The 17,939-nt window shown below is 59.1% G+C and carries 19 protein-coding genes; 8 read left to right on the top strand and 11 right to left on the bottom strand.

Going from position 1 to position 17,939, the window contains the following annotated elements; genetic code table 11:
* Nucleotides 1–186: 186 nt before the first annotated feature.
* Nucleotides 187–561 (bottom strand): VOC family protein, encoded by a 375-nt coding sequence (locus tag DY251_RS10820; RefSeq protein ID WP_116624051.1) that lies wholly within the window; start codon nucleotides 559–561, stop codon nucleotides 187–189.
* Between the two features lie 66 nt (nucleotides 562–627).
* Entirely contained in the window at nucleotides 628–1,320 is a 693-nt protein-coding gene (locus tag DY251_RS10815; RefSeq protein WP_116623916.1) for a helix-turn-helix transcriptional regulator, read from the bottom strand.
* 80 nt (nucleotides 1,321–1,400) lie between these two features.
* Here DY251_RS10815 and DY251_RS10810 point away from each other — a divergent pair, with 80 nt between their 5' ends.
* Nucleotides 1,401–1,946 carry an adenine phosphoribosyltransferase gene (locus tag DY251_RS10810; protein ID WP_116623915.1) on the top strand — a complete coding sequence of 182 codons (546 nt, stop codon included), beginning with the start codon at nucleotides 1,401–1,403 and terminating at the stop codon, nucleotides 1,944–1,946.
* 101 nt (nucleotides 1,947–2,047) lie between these two features.
* Here DY251_RS10810 and DY251_RS10805 read toward each other — a convergent pair whose 3' ends face one another.
* Entirely contained in the window at nucleotides 2,048–2,305 is a 258-nt protein-coding gene (locus DY251_RS10805; protein ID WP_116623914.1) for a hypothetical protein, read from the bottom strand.
* A 94-nt stretch (nucleotides 2,306–2,399) separates the two neighbouring features.
* Here DY251_RS10805 and hemF point away from each other — a divergent pair, with 94 nt between their 5' ends.
* The 3 genes from hemF to DY251_RS10790 all read left to right on the top strand — a co-directional run bounded on the left by hemF (nucleotide 2,400) and on the right by DY251_RS10790 (nucleotide 4,197).
* Complete coding sequence (hemF, locus tag DY251_RS10800) at nucleotides 2,400–3,305, top strand: oxygen-dependent coproporphyrinogen oxidase (protein ID WP_116623913.1); 906 nt, start codon at nucleotides 2,400–2,402, stop codon at nucleotides 3,303–3,305.
* A gap of 253 nt (nucleotides 3,306–3,558) precedes the next feature.
* The gene (locus tag DY251_RS10795; RefSeq protein ID WP_116623912.1) at nucleotides 3,559–3,816 is read left to right on the top strand and encodes a DUF1344 domain-containing protein; all 258 of its coding nucleotides are present in this window, start codon (nucleotides 3,559–3,561) and stop codon (nucleotides 3,814–3,816) included.
* A 195-nt stretch (nucleotides 3,817–4,011) separates the two neighbouring features.
* Entirely contained in the window at nucleotides 4,012–4,197 is a 186-nt protein-coding gene (locus DY251_RS10790) for a DUF1059 domain-containing protein (protein WP_116623911.1), read from the top strand.
* 9 nt (nucleotides 4,198–4,206) lie between these two features.
* Here the strand turns inward: DY251_RS10790 and DY251_RS10785 are convergent, their stop codons facing one another.
* Genes DY251_RS10785 through DY251_RS10775 form a run of 3 tightly spaced genes read right to left on the bottom strand, consistent with a single transcriptional unit; the run spans nucleotide 4,207 to nucleotide 6,751 of the window.
* Nucleotides 4,207–5,487 carry a CCA tRNA nucleotidyltransferase gene (locus tag DY251_RS10785; RefSeq protein WP_116623910.1) on the bottom strand — a complete coding sequence of 427 codons (1,281 nt, stop codon included), beginning with the start codon at nucleotides 5,485–5,487 and terminating at the stop codon, nucleotides 4,207–4,209.
* Nucleotides 5,484–6,125: a CoA pyrophosphatase gene (locus DY251_RS10780; RefSeq protein ID WP_425373292.1), complete on the bottom strand. Its 642-nt coding sequence runs from the start codon at nucleotides 6,123–6,125 to the stop codon at nucleotides 5,484–5,486. Before DY251_RS10780 ends, DY251_RS10785 begins: the two co-directional genes overlap by 4 nt.
* A complete protein-coding gene (locus DY251_RS10775; protein ID WP_116623909.1) occupies nucleotides 6,122–6,751 on the bottom strand; it encodes a DUF1285 domain-containing protein in 630 nt (209 codons plus the stop codon). The genes DY251_RS10780 and DY251_RS10775 overlap by 4 nt, the downstream gene beginning before the upstream one ends.
* A gap of 122 nt (nucleotides 6,752–6,873) precedes the next feature.
* On the opposite strand from DY251_RS10775, the gene DY251_RS10770 reads away from it, so the two are divergent.
* Genes DY251_RS10770 through DY251_RS10755 form a run of 4 tightly spaced genes read left to right on the top strand, consistent with a single transcriptional unit; the run spans nucleotide 6,874 to nucleotide 13,682 of the window.
* Nucleotides 6,874–7,878 carry an AAA family ATPase gene (locus DY251_RS10770; protein ID WP_116623908.1) on the top strand — a complete coding sequence of 335 codons (1,005 nt, stop codon included), beginning with the start codon at nucleotides 6,874–6,876 and terminating at the stop codon, nucleotides 7,876–7,878.
* Nucleotides 7,875–8,786: a DUF58 domain-containing protein gene (locus DY251_RS10765; RefSeq protein WP_170971346.1), complete on the top strand. Its 912-nt coding sequence runs from the start codon at nucleotides 7,875–7,877 to the stop codon at nucleotides 8,784–8,786. Before DY251_RS10770 ends, DY251_RS10765 begins: the two co-directional genes overlap by 4 nt.
* On the top strand, nucleotides 8,783–11,596 hold the full coding sequence (locus DY251_RS10760; protein WP_116623906.1) for a DUF4159 domain-containing protein: 2,814 nt from the start codon (nucleotides 8,783–8,785) through the stop codon (nucleotides 11,594–11,596). The genes DY251_RS10765 and DY251_RS10760 overlap by 4 nt, the downstream gene beginning before the upstream one ends.
* Nucleotide 11,597: 1 nt before the next feature.
* Entirely contained in the window at nucleotides 11,598–13,682 is a 2,085-nt protein-coding gene (locus DY251_RS10755) for a glutamine amidotransferase (protein WP_116623905.1), read from the top strand.
* A 3-nt stretch (nucleotides 13,683–13,685) separates the two neighbouring features.
* On the opposite strand, the gene clpS is transcribed toward DY251_RS10755, so the two are convergent.
* From clpS to choX, 5 genes are all read right to left on the bottom strand, one after another.
* Nucleotides 13,686–13,991: an ATP-dependent Clp protease adapter ClpS gene (clpS, locus tag DY251_RS10750; protein ID WP_116623904.1), complete on the bottom strand. Its 306-nt coding sequence runs from the start codon at nucleotides 13,989–13,991 to the stop codon at nucleotides 13,686–13,688.
* A gap of 254 nt (nucleotides 13,992–14,245) precedes the next feature.
* Nucleotides 14,246–14,599 (bottom strand): hypothetical protein, encoded by a 354-nt coding sequence (locus DY251_RS10745; protein WP_116623903.1) that lies wholly within the window; start codon nucleotides 14,597–14,599, stop codon nucleotides 14,246–14,248.
* A 197-nt stretch (nucleotides 14,600–14,796) separates the two neighbouring features.
* Entirely contained in the window at nucleotides 14,797–15,981 is a 1,185-nt protein-coding gene (choV, locus tag DY251_RS10740; protein ID WP_116623902.1) for a choline ABC transporter ATP-binding protein, read from the bottom strand.
* A complete protein-coding gene (choW, locus tag DY251_RS10735) occupies nucleotides 15,978–16,838 on the bottom strand; it encodes a choline ABC transporter permease subunit (RefSeq protein ID WP_116623901.1) in 861 nt (286 codons plus the stop codon). Before choW ends, choV begins: the two co-directional genes overlap by 4 nt.
* Before the next feature lie 114 nt (nucleotides 16,839–16,952).
* Nucleotides 16,953–17,894, bottom strand: a complete 942-nt coding sequence (gene choX, locus DY251_RS10730) for a choline ABC transporter substrate-binding protein (protein WP_116623900.1) — start codon at nucleotides 17,892–17,894, stop codon at nucleotides 16,953–16,955.
* Nucleotides 17,895–17,939: the final 45 nt, after the last annotated feature.

Below are 17,939 nucleotides of genomic sequence, written 5' to 3'. Positions count from 1 at the left end.
TCAAGCACTTTACAACGTTTGGAATTGAAACCAACGATGGCGTTCACTTACTTTTCCCCGTTCACGGGGAGAAGGTGGCCCGAAGGGTCGGATGAGGGGCGGAACCCACCTTGCAGCAATTGCGCTGCCCCTCACTTGCCCGCCGATATCTTCTTTCCGTAAACGGGCAGAGGCGAACGCCCGGAGCTATTCCGTCGGCGCTGGCTGGAACACGCGGATTCGATGGCCGTCCGGGTCCAGCGCAACAAACGTATGCCCGAAATCCATATCGGTTGGCTCCTGAGCAATGGAAACACCTTTTGCGTTCCAGTCGCGCGCAATCTTGCCAACCTCTTCGGCCGAACCAACTGCGATGGCCAGCTCGCCGCCGCCGCCGGTGACGGTCGCGGCCGGTTCGACGGCTGGCCGCAGCCATAGCCCGAGCCGCAAGTTGCCGAGCACAAACATTGCGAAGCCGTGCGTCGCGTCGACTGGCTTGGTCCCAAACAGATCACTATAAAATTCCGCGCTTTTCTCGACGTTTTCGACATAGAGCAGCAGCATGTTAGGTGCGATGGTCATGGGTATCTCCGTGATTTCCAATGCCACGACCATACGTCGCCCTACTGCCAGTTTATGGCAGTATCATCACGCATCGATGTTGATCCCTTCGCGCGCCCTCCACTCCCTCAGCATATCCAAACGACGGCGGGGTGAGCGCTCGTCGCTTTCCTGCAGCCGTTCGATGCGATCCACGCGAAAATGCCGATAATCGCCCCTCAGCTCGCACCAACCGGCCACCACGCGAACCTGGTCGAAAAACGCCAGCGCATATGGCCAGATCACCCGCTCGGTCACCTTCCCGCCTTCGGTACGGTAGGCAATTTTCAGCTTGCGCTCCTTGCGGATTGCGCCGCGAATAATGCTCAGGTCCGCCGTTCCTTCTTGCAGCCTTGCTCCTGGCCCTACCAACAGCGCTGAATTTTCCATGTCGCGCCTTAAATCGTCTGGCAATACGGCTCCGATCTTGGCAACGGCGTTGCGCGCAGCACTTCCCAATCGTTGATCTGCCCGCTTGCCGACCCAGCGCAGCCCAAGCGCTATCGCCTCGATTTCATCTTCCGTAAACATCAGCGGCGGCAGCATGAACCCAGGTCGCAGCACATAGCCGACGCCCGGCTCGCCTTCGATACCGGCCCCCTGCCCTTGAAGCGTAGCAATGTCGCGATAAAGCGTGCGGATGCTGACGCCGATCTCCGCAGCAAGCGCCTGCCCGGATACTGGTCGCCTGTGTCGGCGCAAAATCTGGATCAGGTCGAGCAGTCGTTCTGAGCGGGACATGACACTGTTTTCGTTTCCAACGTTGAAAATTCCATTCCCGGCGCTTGGCGTACAGCCCTGATTGCATCTAAGGTCAGCCCATGAAGCAATCCGTTGAAGATACCCTGCTCACCACAATCCGCACCATTCCGGATTATCCGAAGCCCGGAATATTGTTCAGGGACATCACCACTCTGCTCGGAAACGCCCGTGCGTTCCGCCGTGCTGTGGATGAGTTGGTTCACCCTTACGCGGGGTCCAAAATCGACAAGATCGCCGGAATCGAGGCCCGTGGCTTTATCCTTGGCGGTGCGATTGCGCATCAACTATCTGCCGGGTTCGTGCCCATCCGCAAGAAGGGCAAACTGCCCCATGACACCGTCCGCGTGGCCTACAGCCTCGAATATGGCGTGGATGAAATGGAAATGCACCGGGATGCTGTTAGTCCCGGTGAAAAAGTAATTCTCGTTGATGATTTGATTGCAACTGGCGGTACAGCCGAGGGTGCTGTGAAGCTGCTTCGGCAGATGGGTGCCGATATCGTCGCCGCGTGCTTCGTGATCGATCTGCCAGACCTTGGCGGACGTAAAAAGCTGGAAGCGCTTGACGTGGACGTGCGCACGCTCGTGGCGTTTGAGGGCCACTAAAAACCAGAATACGGCCGTATAATTCAGATTATACGGGCGTATTCCGTCTCAAAACGCGCATTTTGCAAAAATTTCGGCAGTTTTACGGGCGTATTTTTCCGCTAATCGGCAACCGGAAGCCGACGGATCGTAAATTCTATCACATCATCTGGCCGCTCAAGCCAGCTTTCGATTTCGGTCCAATAGGCTTGCTTCGGCCAGCGATCGAACCACTCTCTGGCCTTCATTCGGGCAGCCGTTCTCGGCAGCACAAAGGTCTCGCGCACGAAACCGTCGTTGCGTCTGCCGCCGGTCTTTTCCCGGCTTTCCGCCAGACGTCGTTTGAGACCGTCCAGCGGTGGCCTTACTGGCGTTCGCAAAAAAGAACTCCTTGACCCACACGTCTATCAGATTAGGGATCGTCGGCAGCGATTGCGAGTCTTTTCGCAAATGCCGACACAAGGAGCCAAATCATTGGATCGTAAGGATATTCTGGCTGGTATTCCCTCCGATATGGAAGCCAAGAAGGAAACCGCCGCGCTTTGGTTCGCCGCCTTGCGTGATCGAATCTGCGCAGAATTGGAATCGCTGGAAGATCAGTATGGCGATGCTGCCCAACCCGCCGGAAGGTTCGAGCGTACCTCATGGCAGCGCGATGAGGGCAAAGGCGGCGGTGGCGTCATGTCCCTTCTTCATGGTCGCGTTTTTGAGAAGGCGGGCGTCCATGTTTCGACTGTTCATGGCGAATTCTCACCGGAATTCCGCAACCAGATTCCGGGCGCAAACGAAGATCCACGTTTTTGGGCGAGCGGAATTTCCCTTATTATTCATCCAGTTAGTCCAGAGGTGCCGACCGTCCATATGAACACGCGAATGGTCGTGACCTCGCACTGGTGGTTTGGTGGCGGGGCTGACCTGACGCCTATGCTGAACCGTCGCCGAACGCAGGATGATGCGGATTCATTGGCGTTTCATGCTGCAATGGAACAGCCCTGCAACGCACATGCTGTTGCCGATTACCCGCATTTCAAGGATTGGTGCGACCGCTATTTCTTTCTGCCCCACCGCAATGAGCCCCGTGGAATCGGTGGCATTTTCTTCGACTACCAGCACTCCGACGATTCAAAAGGCGGCTGGGATGCGGATTTCGCATTCGTCAAAGAGGTCGGCGAATCATTTTTGTCGATCTATCCGCGAATTGTCCATGCCAACGCCCGGAAGCCCTGGACGGAAGCAGATCGCGAAGAACAGCTTGTTCGCCGTGGGCGCTATGTCGAGTTCAACCTTCTCTATGACCGGGGTACGATTTTCGGCCTGAAAACCGGCGGAAACGTTGCGTCTATACTTTCCAGCCTGCCGCCGCTGGTGCGCTGGCCCTGAGCAACATGAAATTTATGTCATGTTCGGCGCTGCCCAAATTGGGGCCAAACGGCCTCATTGTGGCGAAGATTGTGGCTCGCAAATCGCCGGGAGATTTCTTTTTAGTCTAATATGCATTTGAAATGAAAGGGTTATTTCTGTTAGCGAACCGGGAAACGCCGGCGGCTTGATGAGCCGCGACGCGACGTGACCAGACGGTTCAATTCGGCGGCGCAATCCTTCCCGGTGCCGCCTGAAGCAAGGAATTCTTCCCATGCGCAAAATAATCCTTACGGCCGCCGCATCGTGCTTTCTGGCTGGTTCGGCATTTGCAGGTGCCTCTCATCATTCAACCGGCACCATCAAGGAGATTGATGCCAAGGCAATGACGCTGACACTCAGCAACGGGTCAGTCTATTCGCTACCGCACAAGTTCAAGACCTCAAGCCTGAAAGCCGGTGAAAAAGTCAGAGTCGCATGGGACAAGACCGGCCAGAAAAAAATGGTAGAATCCGTTACCCGCGTGAAATAGGAACGGAAGCGCCATTGCACCGGGATTTTTGGGGCGGGTGCTGATGGCTTTGGGTCTGAAGGACCCCCGGTTAACTCCGGGGGTCTTATATTTTTGGGGGGCCTGAGCAAATAAACGATAACCCGTCATATTATGGCAACCAAAAGTGCCCATCTGTGTTATTCTTGCCCACCGCGAAACCATAAGGAGGAAAAAATGAAGGAATTTCATTGTGGTTCGCTCGTCCCAGGCTGCGAATGGCATACGCGGCACCAAGATGAGGCGGAGGTGATCCGCCGCGCTGTCGATCACATGCGTGAAACGCATGGCGAAACGACGATCCGCGAAACCATGGTCGAGGCAATCCGTTCGCGCGTTGATCGCGTACGCGACGCCGCTTAATTCGCCTTTTTACGGGCGCTCCTGAATCGCCGGGAGCGCCTTGGCTTTTTCAAGCAGAGCCTGACGGTTCAGCACAAATCCTGAATCGGCCCAGACTTCTTCCAGACTGCGCAATGCCTTGCCCAACTGAGGTCCGGTTTCCAGCCCAAGCGCAATCAGATCATTGCCTTTGACCGGCAATTCGGGCTTTTTCCACGCTTCAGCTATTTTCAACTGCCGCGAAAAACCGGCAGCATCTTTGAGCGCTGCATCATCAGAAACCGCTTTCGCGTGGGCTGACGCAAGGCTCAGCCGCAGCCGGTCCGCAACACCTTCCGGTTCGCCGAAATAGAGCCGCTTGCGCAAGGCGAGATCGCTCGTATCGGCGGCGGTCTGCGCTTCTGCAGCCCAATTGACCAGCCGGTCAGACTCGCGTGTGGACAACCGCAACCGTTCGGCCAGCGACTTCATACGCGGGGCATCCGGCGGCACGATTGCTTCCAGCCGCAACAACGGGTCGGCGGTCCAGCCAAGCTCTTTCTCGGTGGAAACAAGGGGATGGATGGCATCAATGCCCCATTTCTCGCTTTCCGGCAGGATTTTGCTGAGCACGCCAGACTGGCGCATCCAGAGCAATGCGCGCGATGGGTCCGGCGCGCCAAGAAGCTTTTTCAACTCGCTCCAGACACGCTCCGCAGAAAGCCGCTCCAAGCCGTCTTTCAGGCGGGCGCAGGCTTTCAGGCCATCGGCGTCGGGTCGCCCGCTGCCATACCACGCGAAAAAGCGGAAAAAGCGCAATATGCGCAGATAGTCCTCGCGAATGCGCTTTTCCGCATCGCCAATGAACCGCAGGCGGCGCGCTTCGATGTCGGCCAGTCCGCCCACCAGATCAATGACCGTGCCGTCTGCTTCCACATAGAGCGCGTTGATCGTGAAATCGCGGCGCTCGGCGTCACGTTTCCAGTCGCGTCCGAAATGCACGACGGCGTGCCGCCCATCCGTTTCCACATCGTCGCGCAAGGTGGTTACTTCATAGGCCGAGCCCTCGACAATGACGGTAATCGTGCCATGCTCGATGCCGGTTGGAACGGTTTTGAACCCCGCGGCAGAAGCGCAGCGGATCGTTTCATCCGGCAAATTCGTGGTGGCGATGTCAACATCTGCAACGGGATCGCCCAGCAGCGCATTGCGCACGGCACCGCCTGCAATGCGCGCTTCCTCGCCATTTTGCGAGAGCACGGCCAGGAGTTTCTGCAAGGCCGGATTTGCCAGCCACGGCGCGCGCTCTGCTATGGAGGCCGTCCCGCTCATGCGTAATATCTTTCGTAAATGCTGCGAATAATGCCTGCGGTTACGCCCCAAATGCGCTGACCACCATAGGGCATATCGAAAAACGCCCATTCCAGACCGTTCCATTCGCGGCTGTTCTGCGTATGGTTGGTCGGGTCCATCAGAAAGCCGAGCGGCACCTCGAAAACCGTTTCGACCTCATCATGATTGATGGTGAGCACGAAGCCGGGCCGCACAATGCCAATGACCGGCGCAATGCGATAACCGCTGCCCGAAACATAATCCGGCATTCGAGCGATTATCTCGACCTCATGCGGCTGTAGGCCGATTTCCTCGTCGGCTTCGCGCATGGCGGCGTCTTCAGCGCTAGCGTCCGTGGAGTCTATGCGCCCGCCCGGAAACGCCACCTGACCGGAGTGATTGCGCAGCGCTTCATTGCGCTTTGTGAGAATGACCGTCGCCTCGCCGGGTCGGTCAACCACAGGCACGAGCACCGCCGCATCCCGCAACTTTGCGCCGTGCATTTCATGCAGTCGCGGATGGCCGGGGTTCCAGCGATGATCGCCATATCCCAGATGATCCACATCGCACGAATTGCCCGCCACACGGCGGCGAAAATCCTCGATGGAATAAAGCTGTTTTGTTGCAGGCTGCATCATGCACTCAGGCGGTGGAGCTGGTCGGCGGGCATTATAGGAAAAACCTCGCCATGTGAGCGCACCGCGAACATCGCCGTGCCATCGATCTCGATTTCTTCTCCGTACGACACGAGTTCATACATGACCGGACGCGAAACAAGCGCCTCAAGCGCGCCGCGAATAAGGACATAGGGCTTCAGCCCGCCCGTTTCCGGCTCATCGACAAAGCGGATGGGATGTTCCGCACCGGCTTCCACGACATCGCCGACATTGGTGCGAAAGGTTATGACCTGCGCTTCGCCTTCGCCATCCGCATTCATCTCGACAGCGACAAACGGCGCATCGACCACGCGAATGCGCACTTTTTCGACGGGCGTGACGAGATAAGTATCGCCATCGGCGTCCTTTCGCAGCACGGTCGAGAAAAGTTGAACGAGCGGCTGGCGACCGATTGGCGTACCCAGATAAAACCATGTTCCGTCAGCACGGATTTCCATGTCCAGATCGCCGCAAAACGGCGGATTCCAACGATCTACGGGGGGCAAGCCCTTGCCGGCACGGGCCGCGCGCGAAATCAGCGCCTCCAGCCCTTTGCTGTCTGATGCGGCGGCAAGCTCGCCTTGCGGGGATGGGTTCTTCCTGTTCATCGTCACGAAATAGTCACTCTTGTTCCGATTGTCAGTCAGACTTGTTGAAATATTCTCCGACAAGCGTCACCGACATGCGCTACTCTGGAACTATATAACACCGCAGGCATCAAGGGGTTCAAATGAGCGTCTACGTGAAAGAAACGCCGATCAGCGATGCCGAAATGGTTGCCGAGGCCGATAAGGCTCTTGCTGCGATCGCCCGCATCCGCGATGGCGTCGGCAAGGTGATTTTCGGGCAGGAAAGCGTTGTGGAGCGCACGCTGGTCGCGATTCTTGCTGGCGGCCACACGCTGCTGGTCGGTGTGCCCGGTCTTGCCAAGACAAAGCTGGTAGAAACGCTGGGCACGGTGCTGGGCATGGATTCGCGGCGCGTTCAGTTCACGCCCGACCTGATGCCGTCCGATATTCTTGGCTCCGAAGTGATGGATCAGGACGAATCGGGCCGTCGCTCGTTCCGCTTCGTGCCGGGGCCAATCTTCGCGCAATTGCTGATGGCAGACGAAATCAACCGCGCCAGCCCGCGCACGCAATCCGCTCTTTTGCAGGCCATGCAGGAATATCATGTGACGGTTGCAGGCGCGCGGCATGATCTGCCGCGACCGTTTCACGTGCTGGCAACACAGAACCCGCTGGAGCAGGAAGGCACCTACCCGCTGCCGGAAGCACAGCTCGACCGCTTCCTGATGCAGGTGGACGTGCCCTATCCCGAACTCGATGCGGAGCGTCGCATTTTGCTTGAGACAACGGGCGTAAGTGATTCTGTTGCAAGCAATGTCACCACGCCGGAGCGGCTGAAAGAGATTCAGCATCTCATTCGGCGGATGCCTGTGCCCGAGAGCGTCGTGGAGGCAATCCTTGCGCTGGTGCGTTCGGCGCGTCCGGGTCAGGGCGGCGCGGAAGCTGACAAGAATATCGCCTGGGGTCCGGGGCCGCGCGCCAGTCAGGCGCTGACGCTCTGCGCCCGCGCCCGCGCGCTCTATGACGGGCGGCTGGCGCCTTCCGTCGACGATGTGCGCGCCTTGGCAGAGCCGGTGCTGCAACATCGCATGGCGTTGACCTTCGCGGCCCGCGCTGAAGGCATGTCCGTCCGCGACGAAATCGCAAGGCTGGTGAAAGCGCTCTGATGCCAATCGGACAAGTCCAGACCCCGGTTGCGACGCGCGACGCGCTGGCACGGGGGCGGCTTCGCGCCTCACTCGTGCCGGACCTGCTGATGGAGGCGCAACGCCTCGTCAACACGGTGATTGCGGGCTGGCATGGCCGCAAAAAGCGCGGCATTGGCGAGAATTTCTGGCAGTTCCGGCACTATGTGGAAGGCGAGGCGCAATCGCGTATCGACTGGCGGCGCTCGGCGCGCGACGAACATATCTATGTTCGCGACAAGGAGTGGGAGGCCGCGCATACGGTGTGGATCTGGGCCGATCCATCGCCCTCCATGCTCTACAAATCGGGCACGGCGACCGTCTCCAAGGAATCGCGTGCGCTGGTGTTGGCGATGGCGATGGCTGAATTGCTCTCGCGCAGCGGCGAGCGCATTGCGTGGCCGGGCCTGACCGACCCGTTCATTGCGCGCAACGGAGCCGAAAGGCTCGCATCGCACCTGATCCATGCAGGAGAATTGCCGCTGCGGCCTGATTTGACCGTTGTGCGGCGCTTCTCGGAAATGGTGCTGGTGAGCGATTTTCTCGACCCAGTGGAAGAAACGCTGGCGTGGTTGGAACCTGTGGCGCTGCGCGGCGTGCGTGCGCATCTGATCGAAGTCGCGGACCCGGCGGAGGAGAATTTTCCCTATACGGGGCGAACCGAGTTTCAAGATCCTGAAACGGGCCAGAAATTGACGTTCGGTCGGGCAGAGCAGCTGAAAGACGACTATCGCGCGCTTTATCTTGCACGACGCGAAGCGCTCGCAACTTGGGCGCGGCGCAGGGGCTGGAGCTATACGGTGAACCACACCGACCGGCTGGCATCCGAAGCGCTGGTGCGCGTGCATATGGCGATGTCGGTTGAAAACGCAGCAGGCGGCACGCGATGAGTTGGTTGCCGCTTTCATTCGGCGTACCGGCGGTCTTATGGGGGTTGCTTGCGCTGCCCGTTATCTGGTGGCTGCTGCGGCTGACGCCGCCCAAGCCGTTGGTGGAAATATTCCCGCCGCTCAAGATTTTGGCGCGCGTTGCGAAACGTGAGGAAACGCCGAGCAAAAGCCCGTGGTGGCTGACGCTGCTGCGCCTCGCAATGGCGGCGCTGATCGTGTTTGCGATTGCCGACCCGGTGCTGAACCCGCGCGAGCGCCTGCCCGCCAATGGCAACCTGCTGGCGATTGTGATGGACAATGGCTGGTCGAGCGCAAGTGACTGGCAGATGCGCGTCGCGACTGCGCAGCGGCTTATCAATGATGCTGAGGCGAACGAAACGCCGATCATGCTGGCGTTTACTGCGGAAAAACCGAACCAGGAGATTGGTCCGTTTACGGCTGGCGAAGCGCGCGACCGGCTCGCCGCGATGAAGCCGCGGCCGCTGCCAACGAACCGGCCTGACACAATGGCGCGCGTGGGTGACGAACTTGCCAAGCATCCGGGCGCGAGTATTGCCATGCTTACCGATGGGCTGGCGGGCGAAAACGATCCTGACTCTTTCGCGAAACTGCTGGAGCAAAAGCCTGCCAATCTCGTTTGGGTGCAGCCGGACAGCCTGCCAATGCTGGCCATGACGGCCGCGAACAATGAGATCGACCGCTTTTCGATCACGGTTGCGCGCGCTGTCGGAACCATCGCGCCGCGCATTGTGACGGCGGGCGCGCTGGACAATAAGGGCCGGCGGATCGGTGATGCGACGATCACCTTCGGCCCCGGCGAGACGAGCGGGACCGGCGAAATCGTGGTGCCGTTCGAGTTGCGCAATGATTTTGCGTCCATCGTGCTGGATGGCGAGCGCCATGCCGCAGGCATACGTGTGCTGGACAACACGGACAAGCGCCGCCGCGTCGGTCTGCTGTCCCAATCGCCGCTGGACGATTCGCGCCTGCTGCTTTCGCCGACCTATTATCTGCGGCGCGCGCTGGAGCCGTTCGCCGATATTGTGGAGCCGCAAAATCCTGAAATCGGTCAGGCCATGACCGAGGTTTTGAACCAGAAGCCCGCAATTATCGTGATGGCTGATGTCGGCGTGGTGCCGGAGGCCGTGCGCCCTGCCCTGCTGAAATGGCTTCGCGATGGCGGCACTCTGGTGCGGTTTGCAAGCTCGACCTTGCTGCAAGCTGGCAACGACGCCGATCTGCTGCCGGTGACGCTGCGCGCTGGTGAACGGCAATTGGGCGGCGCACTTTCATGGACCGAGCCGCAGCCCGTAACCGAATTTCCGCCGACCGGACCGTTCGCAGATCTGACGCCGCCATCGGAAGTGACCGTCTCGCGGCAGATTCTGGCCGAGCCGACGCCAGACCTGATCGACCACACCTGGGCAACGCTGGCCGACGGCACGCCGCTTGTGACCGGCGACCGCCGCGGCAAAGGCATCGTCGTTCTGTTCCACGTGACGCCACAGGCAACATGGTCAAACCTGCCGATTTCTGGCACTTTCGTGGAAATGATGCGTCGAATCGTGCAGCTCTCGCGCAACCAGGGTGCGGTCGCAACCGGCGAAAGCTCTGCTGAAAGTGCGCGGCTTGCGCCGTTCCGCCTGATTTCCGCCGATGGGCAGCTTGTGCCGCCAGACGGCGAGGCGCGCCCGCTCGAAACGGGCAAGAAAATCGCGCCGGTCTCCATCGACAATCCGCCCGGCCTCTATGGTACGGAAGAAGGGCTCGTCGCGCACAATCTGCTTGACGCCGATGCGAAGCTGACGCCAATCGTGCGCCCGCAAGTTTCGGTGCCAATGCTGACCGAACGCTATGCGGAAGACCAATCAACCGATCTCAAAGGGCCGTTACTGCTGGCAGCGCTGCTGTTTTTCCTGATCGACGGGCTGATTGTGCTGTGGATGGCGGGTCGGCTGCGCTGGCAAAATGCGCGCCCTGCAGCGAACGCGGCGGCGATGATTTTGGCCTGCGTGGTCGCCTTCGCGCCGGATGTTTCCCACGCGCAGGACAGCAAGCCGGACGATGCGACGGCGATAGACGCGGTGTCAGTAACGCACCTTGCCTATGTGATTACCGGCGACAATTCGGTGGACAATATCAGCAAGGCAGGGCTGACGGGGCTCTCGCAATTCCTGATCGAAAAGACGGCGCTGGAGCCGGGTGAGCCGCGCGGCGTGGACCTGAACCGCGACGAACTTGCTTTTTATCCGCTGATTTATTGGCCGATTGACGCCAATGCACAGATGCCCTCGCAGGAGGCGATCGCCCGCATCGACGCGTATATGAAGGAAGGCGGCACGGTGCTGTTCGACACGCGGGACCAGTTTTCCTCGCCGATGGATGGCTCAACCAGTCCGGCCACCCAGCGGCTGCGCGACATTCTGGTAAATCTCAATGTACCGCCGCTGGAGCCTGTACCGGAAGACCATGTGCTTTCAAAAGCGTTCTTCATCTTGAAGTCGTTTCCGGGCCGCTATGACGGAAGCCCACTCTGGGTGGAGGCGTCACTTGACGCCAGCAATCCGGACAATGCGCCTGTGCGCACCGGCGACGGGGTTTCGCCCATTCTCATTACCGGCAATGATTTCGCGGGCGCTTGGGCAGTCGATGACAGCGGCGCGTCGATGCTGCCGACCATTCCCGGCGACCCGATGCAGCGCATTTATGCCTATCGGGCGGGCGTGAACATCGTGATGTACATGCTGACCGGCAATTACAAATCCGATCAGGTGCATGTGCCCGCCCTGCTCGAACGGCTGGGACAGTGACATGAACTGGACCATCTCCCTGGAACCCCTGCTTGCATGGCCCATGCTTGGGCTGATCCTGGTTCCGCTTCTGCTGCTGGCACTGGTGGGCATCTGGCTGAGGCAACGCGGTGGCTGGCTGCGGCTGGCAGCGCTTGCGGCCCTGGCGGCGGCGCTGGCAAACCCGGTGCTGCTCGATGAACAGCGCGACCCGCTCAAAAGCGTCGTGGCGCTGATCGTAGACCGCAGCCAAAGTCAGGATATCGGCCAGCGCAAGGCGCAGACCGACGAGGCGGTGAAGGAATTGCAGGACCGTCTGGCGCGGTTCAATCAGTTTGAAGTGCGAACGGTAGATGCAGCGCAGGCCGGCGCCGTGGACGAGCGCTCCGAGACGCATTTGTTCAGCGCGCTGGACAATGCGTTTCAGGACGTGCCGCCCTCGCGGGTAGCGGGCGCGATCATGATCACCGACGGGCAGGTCCACGATATTCCCCCTGCGACAACCGCGCTTGATATGCCCGTCCATGCGCTGATTACCGGGCAGGCCAACGAGTTCGACCGCCGCATCCGGTTGGAGCGCTCGCCGCGCTTCGGCATTGTCGGCAAGCCGCTCGATCTGTCTTACCGCGTGATAGCGACGAACAGTACCAGTGGGCCTGTGGATGTGCGTGTGTCGATCAATGGCGAGCGCGTGAATACGGAGCGAGCAATCATCGGGCAGGAAACGCCTCTGCAAATCACGCTGCCGACCGCCGGTCGCAACATTGTGGAACTGGCGATTGATCCGGTCGAGGGTGAATTGACGACCACCAACAACCGCACGGTCGCGCTGATTGACGGCATCCGCGAAAACCTGCGCGTGCTGCTGGTGTCAGGCGAACCACATGCGGGCGAGCGCACATGGCGCAATCTGCTGAAATCCGACGCGTCGGTCGATCTTGTACACTTCACGATCTTGCGCCCGCCGGAAAAGCAGGACGGCACGCCGATCAATGAACTGTCGCTGATCGCCTTCCCGACGCGTGAATTGTTCGTGGAGCGGATCAACGATTTCGACCTGATTATCTTCGACCGCTACCAGCACCGCGACGTGCTGCCGATCCTCTATTACGATTACATCGCGGAATATGTGGAGAAGGGCGGCGCACTGCTGATCGCCGCGGGGCCGGAATATGCGGGTGAGGCGTCAATCGCCAACACGCCTCTAATGTCTGCCCTGCCCGCCTTGCCGACCGGCGATGTGATCGAGCAAGGTTTCTATCCGCGTCTGACCGACCTTGGCAAACGTCACCCCGTTACGCGCGGGCTGGAAGGCTCCGATCAGGAGCCGCCGAAATGGAGCCGCTGGTTCCGCCTTATCGGCATCGACAAACCGGAAGGCGAAGTGGTGATGAAGGGGCCGAATGAGCAACCGCTGCTGGTGCTTTCGCGCAAGGGCGAAGGGCGCGTCGGCATGTTCCTTTCCGATCAAGGCTGGCTGTGGGCGCGCGGCTTCGAGGGCGGCGGCCCACACGTTTCGCTCTATCGCCGACTGGCGCACTGGCTGATGAAAGAACCGGAGCTTGAAGAGGAACGCTTGACCGCGGACTCACGCGGCATGACGCTGAGCGTGAACCGCCAGACCATGAGCGATAACCCCGGACCGGCTGCGATCATCACGCCATCCGGCAAGCGGCTTTCGATCCCGATGTCGAGTTCCGAGCCAGGTGTGTTCACCGGCAGCGCTACGGTGGACGAGATCGGGCTGTATCAGGTTGCCAATGGCGAACTGACTGCGCTAGCCCATGTCGGCCCGGTGAATGCGCCTGAGTTTGCAGATGTCGTCTCGACCGAGGAAACATTGCGGCCTGTGGCGCTGCGTAGCGGCGGCAGCGTGCAACGGCTTGCGGCGAGCGGAATTACCTCGCTGGGTTCCGCAATAGAATTGCCCAACATCGTGCCGGTGCGCGCCGGCGCGACGACCTCCGGCAATGATTGGATCGGCCTGCGCGCGACCAATGACAGCGTGCTGCGCTCTGTCTCGCGCGTGCCACTGTTTGCGGGCTTCCTCGGTCTGGGTCTGCTGCTCTTCGCCATCGGCGCGATGTGGTATCGCGAAGGTCGGTAGCGCCTATTCTTCCGGCTCGGTAGTGAACATCAACGGATAGCCTGCAGCCTTGCCCGCGTCGGTTGCTCTGGTCGCCTTGGTTTCCGCAATGTCTCGCGCATAGACCGCCACGACGCATACGCCGCGACGGTGTGCGGTTATCATGACGCGATGCGCCTGATCCTCATTGATACGGAATTCAGCCTTGAGCACCTGCACGACAAATTCGCGCGGCGTGTAGTCATCGTTAAGGAGAATGACCTTATAAAGCTTCGGCCTTTCGAGCTTGGGCCGAACCTTTGTTTTTGGTTTGGAAACGGAATCCGTCATAAGCGTATTCCCGCGCGTGACAACGCAACATGTTCAGAATACGTGGCAAAAGCATGACTCACGCCTTGCCGACCACTGCAGCGATCATCAACGCAATCAATGACTTGGACAACAGGCCTGAATCGACTCAGCAGCTAGCTGAATCAAAACAATAAGATGTTGAATCAAGACTTGAACTGTAAGCGGAGGAACGATCCTGCCCTCCGCTACACGGATGGCACCAAGGCTGAGCACCTCAGGCGCATCCCATTGGGTCAGGCAGGCACCATATTTTCCTGATCCACCAGGGGAGCAAAAATATTCAGCACGAAGGGCATTTCAAACATTTGCATTGGGCAGAATGAACTGTCGGTCACGGTTTCGGGCGCTGCTTGAACCACGTCTGGGTCATTGCACTTCGCCCAGATCCAGGATGTCAGCGAATGGCCGACAGCACTTGCAAAACCGACAAGGCCAGAAAGCGACCCCACATCTGCACCGGCGTTGTCGTTGGCAGCGTCTTTCACTGCTTCTGACTTCCCGGTGGGATAAAAATTGTGGGGCGCGGTGGTAAGGGCAGGTTGAAAGGAAGTGGTCTCGCAACTGGCGAGAACGGATGCAGCAAACATAGATCCTCCAGATTTCTGCGTCCTATGGGGCAAATATAGGGCAGTGTCATACTGCGACAGTTTTTCTCGAATTAAAACAGGAATTTCTAATTAAGGGACATAATATACAATTTATTTTCTGGATTCCGGGTGGGCGGCCTTCGATGCCACCGCCCACAAAGCGAATCGAACCACAGTATACAATCTCAAATAGTGTATTACCGCCGCAGCACGGCCTGCAGCACGTCGCGAACGCCAATCGCGCCCACGAAACGCGAAGACTCGTCGAACAGCGCAACCGGAGCCGTATTGGACCGATGGATGGCGAGCATGACCGTTTTCAGCGATGTTCCCGGCGTAGCCCAGAACACCTGACTGCCATCGTCCGGCGTCGTCTCAACATCAGCAACCGAAACCCATGATGCGGGCTTGCCGTCGCGTTCGGCTGCAGTGACGAGACCATCCTTGTCGATCTTGAAGCGTGTGGTCTTGCGACGGTCGAGCCAAATCCAGCCGTCCTTGCCCGCCGGTTCAAGCTCATGCATCGAACGCATGACGTTCCATGCTGTCAGCACGGATAACGGGTTAACGTTCGCGATGAAGTCGCGCACATAATCGTTGGCAGGCTTGAGAACGATATCTTCCGGCGCGCCGGTCTGGACGATGCGCCCACCCTCCATGATGGTGATGTGGCTGCCGATCTTGAGCGCTTCCTCAAGATCGTGGCTGACGAAGATGATCGTCTTTTTCAGCCGGGCCTGAAGCTCCAGAAGTTCGTCCTGCAATTTGGTGCGGATCAGCGGATCGAGCGCGGAGAATGGCTCGTCCATGAGAAGGATCGGCGCTTCGGTCGCGAAGGCGCGCGCAAGGCCGACGCGCTGCTGCATACCGCCTGAAAGCTCATGCCCATATTTGCGACCCCATTGCTCGAGACCGACAAGCTGCAGCTGCTTTTGAACGCGGGCCTTGCGCTCGGCTTCCGGCACGCCCGCAAGCTCCAAACCCAGCCCGACATTTTCTTCCACCGTGCGCCACGGCAGCAGGCCGAACTGCTGGAACACCATCGCGACCTGCTTCTGCCGGATTTCGCGAAGAGTAGCCTCGTCGCAATTGGCAACATCGACGGTGCGATTGCCTTCCTTGACGAAGATATTCCCGCGCGTAACCGTGTTGAGCCGGTTCACCGCGCGCAGAAGCGTGGACTTGCCGGAACCGGACAGACCCATGAGGACAGAGATTTCACCCTCATGCACCGTAAGGTTTGCGCCAGCACAGCCAAGCACATTGCCGGTCTGCTCCAGAATTTCAGCGCGGGTTGCACCCTTTTCCGCAAGCGCAAGCGCGCGCGCCGGTTCGGCACCGAAGATGATGTCAACATTTTTGAAATCGACAGCGACGGTCATTTCTTGCCTCCAACGCCAATACGGGTCATGCGATCGAGCACGATGGCCAGAACAACGATCGCCAGACCGGCCTCAAGTCCAAGGTCGATGCGGCGCGACCCGAGCGCGCGGTTGATTTCAGTGCCAAGCCCGCCAGCGCCGATGAGCGCGGCGAACACGACCATCGACAGCGAAAGCATGATGCACTGCGTGAGCCCCGCCATGATGGTGGGCAAGGCGGCGGGCAATTCCACCTTCCACAGCAATTGGCGCTTGGTTGCGCCAAACGCCTGACCGGCCTCGATGATGGCCGTGGGAACGCTGGTCATGCCCAGATGCGTCAGGCGCACCGCCGTTGGAATGACAAAGATGATCGTCACAATCAAACCCGGTGCGTTGCCGAGGCCGAACAGCGTCAAAACCGGGATCAGATACACGAAGGTTGGCAGCGTCTGCATCAGGTCGAGCACCGGCAGCATGAACTTGTAGACCTTCGGCTTGTGCGCAGCCCAGATACCCAGCGGCACACCGACCGCCATGGAAGCGGCAGAAGCAGCGACGACCAGAACCAGAGTTTGAACGGTCTGCTTCCAGAGGCCCTGATTGATGATGAACAGCAGACCGAGCGCCACGCCGATGGCAAGCGCTTTTGACTTCTGCAAATACCATGCGAGCAGCGCGATGAGCGCCACCACCACGATTGGCGGGAGCAAGAGCAGCATGTCCACCGCCCCGCCGAGAAGGAAATTCAGACCATTGGAAAAGCCGCGAAGGACGGCGTCAAAATTATCCGTAAGAAATTCAAAAAACGCCTTGCCCCAAGCGCCTACCGGAATCTTGTAGGCCTTGTCCGCAATAAAATCAGAAATCGGATCCATAGGTTCCCTCTCGTAAGGCCAGCTATCGAGCCTCGTCTCGCCGGATATCGGAACAAAAAAGGCAGCCTCCGGGGAGGCCGCCCTTTTTTAATTATTCAGCGCATAGCGCTTGCATCAGCCTTCCAGCGCCGCTTTGACAGCAGCGGCGGCGTCACCGCCGTCGAAGGTGGTTACACCCTGAAGCCAAGGCGTAACGACATCCGGATGGCCCTTGAGCCATTCCTTCGCAACGTCGTTGGCATTTCCACCCTTCAGGATACTATCCATCATGGTGTTTTCCATCGACAGGTCGAATTTCAAATTCTTGATGAAGCCGCCGACATTCGGGCATTCCGTGAGATAGCCTTTGCGGACATTGGTGTGCACCGTGGCCGCACCGAAACCGGAATCGCCCATGCCGTCGAGATAGCTGATCTTCATCTCACCCATGACCGGGTGCGGCGTCCAGCCGAGGAAGACGATCCACTGATTGTCCTTCATCGAAGCTTCGGCCTGCGTGAGCATGCCTGCTTCCGACGACTCCACCAGCTCGTAGCCATGCAGGCCGCTGTCGGGCTTGGAGATCATATCGAGAATGATGCGGTTACCATCATTGCCGGCTTCGATGCCGTAAACCTTGCCGCCGAGCTTTTCCTTGACCTCTGGCTTGGCGAGATCTGAAAGCGTCTTGACGCCAGCGTCGGCCATATAGGTCGGCACCACGAGGCCGTAGCCCGCACCTTCCAGATTCTGGCTGATCGTTTCGACCGAACCTTCAGCCGTGTAATCCTTGATGTCGTTAGTCATCGACGGCATCCAGTTGCCAAGGAAAACGTCGAGGTCATTGTTCTTGAGCGAGGCCAGCGTGACCGGAACCGAAAGCTGGATTACTTCCGGCTCATAACCGAGCGCGGAAAGAAGCGTGTAGGCTACACCGGTGGTGGCCTGAATGTCGGTCCAGCCTACATCGGAAAGACGAACTTTTTTACAAGACTCCGCATCGCCCGCGTAAGCGGTTCCCGAAAGCGCGAAGCTCGCAAGGCTCAACGCCAATGCAAACGATTTAAAAGCTGACATACGTATTCTCCCATTGATGCCCCAGCTGCGCGCCGGATCTTTTTT

The organism is Mesorhizobium denitrificans (assembly GCF_003403035.1).
GTDB lineage: Bacteria > Pseudomonadota > Alphaproteobacteria > Rhizobiales > Rhizobiaceae > Mesorhizobium_G > Mesorhizobium_G denitrificans.
The sequence above is the reverse complement of the archived record's forward strand: the minus strand, read 5'-3'. Positions and strand labels throughout refer to the sequence as shown.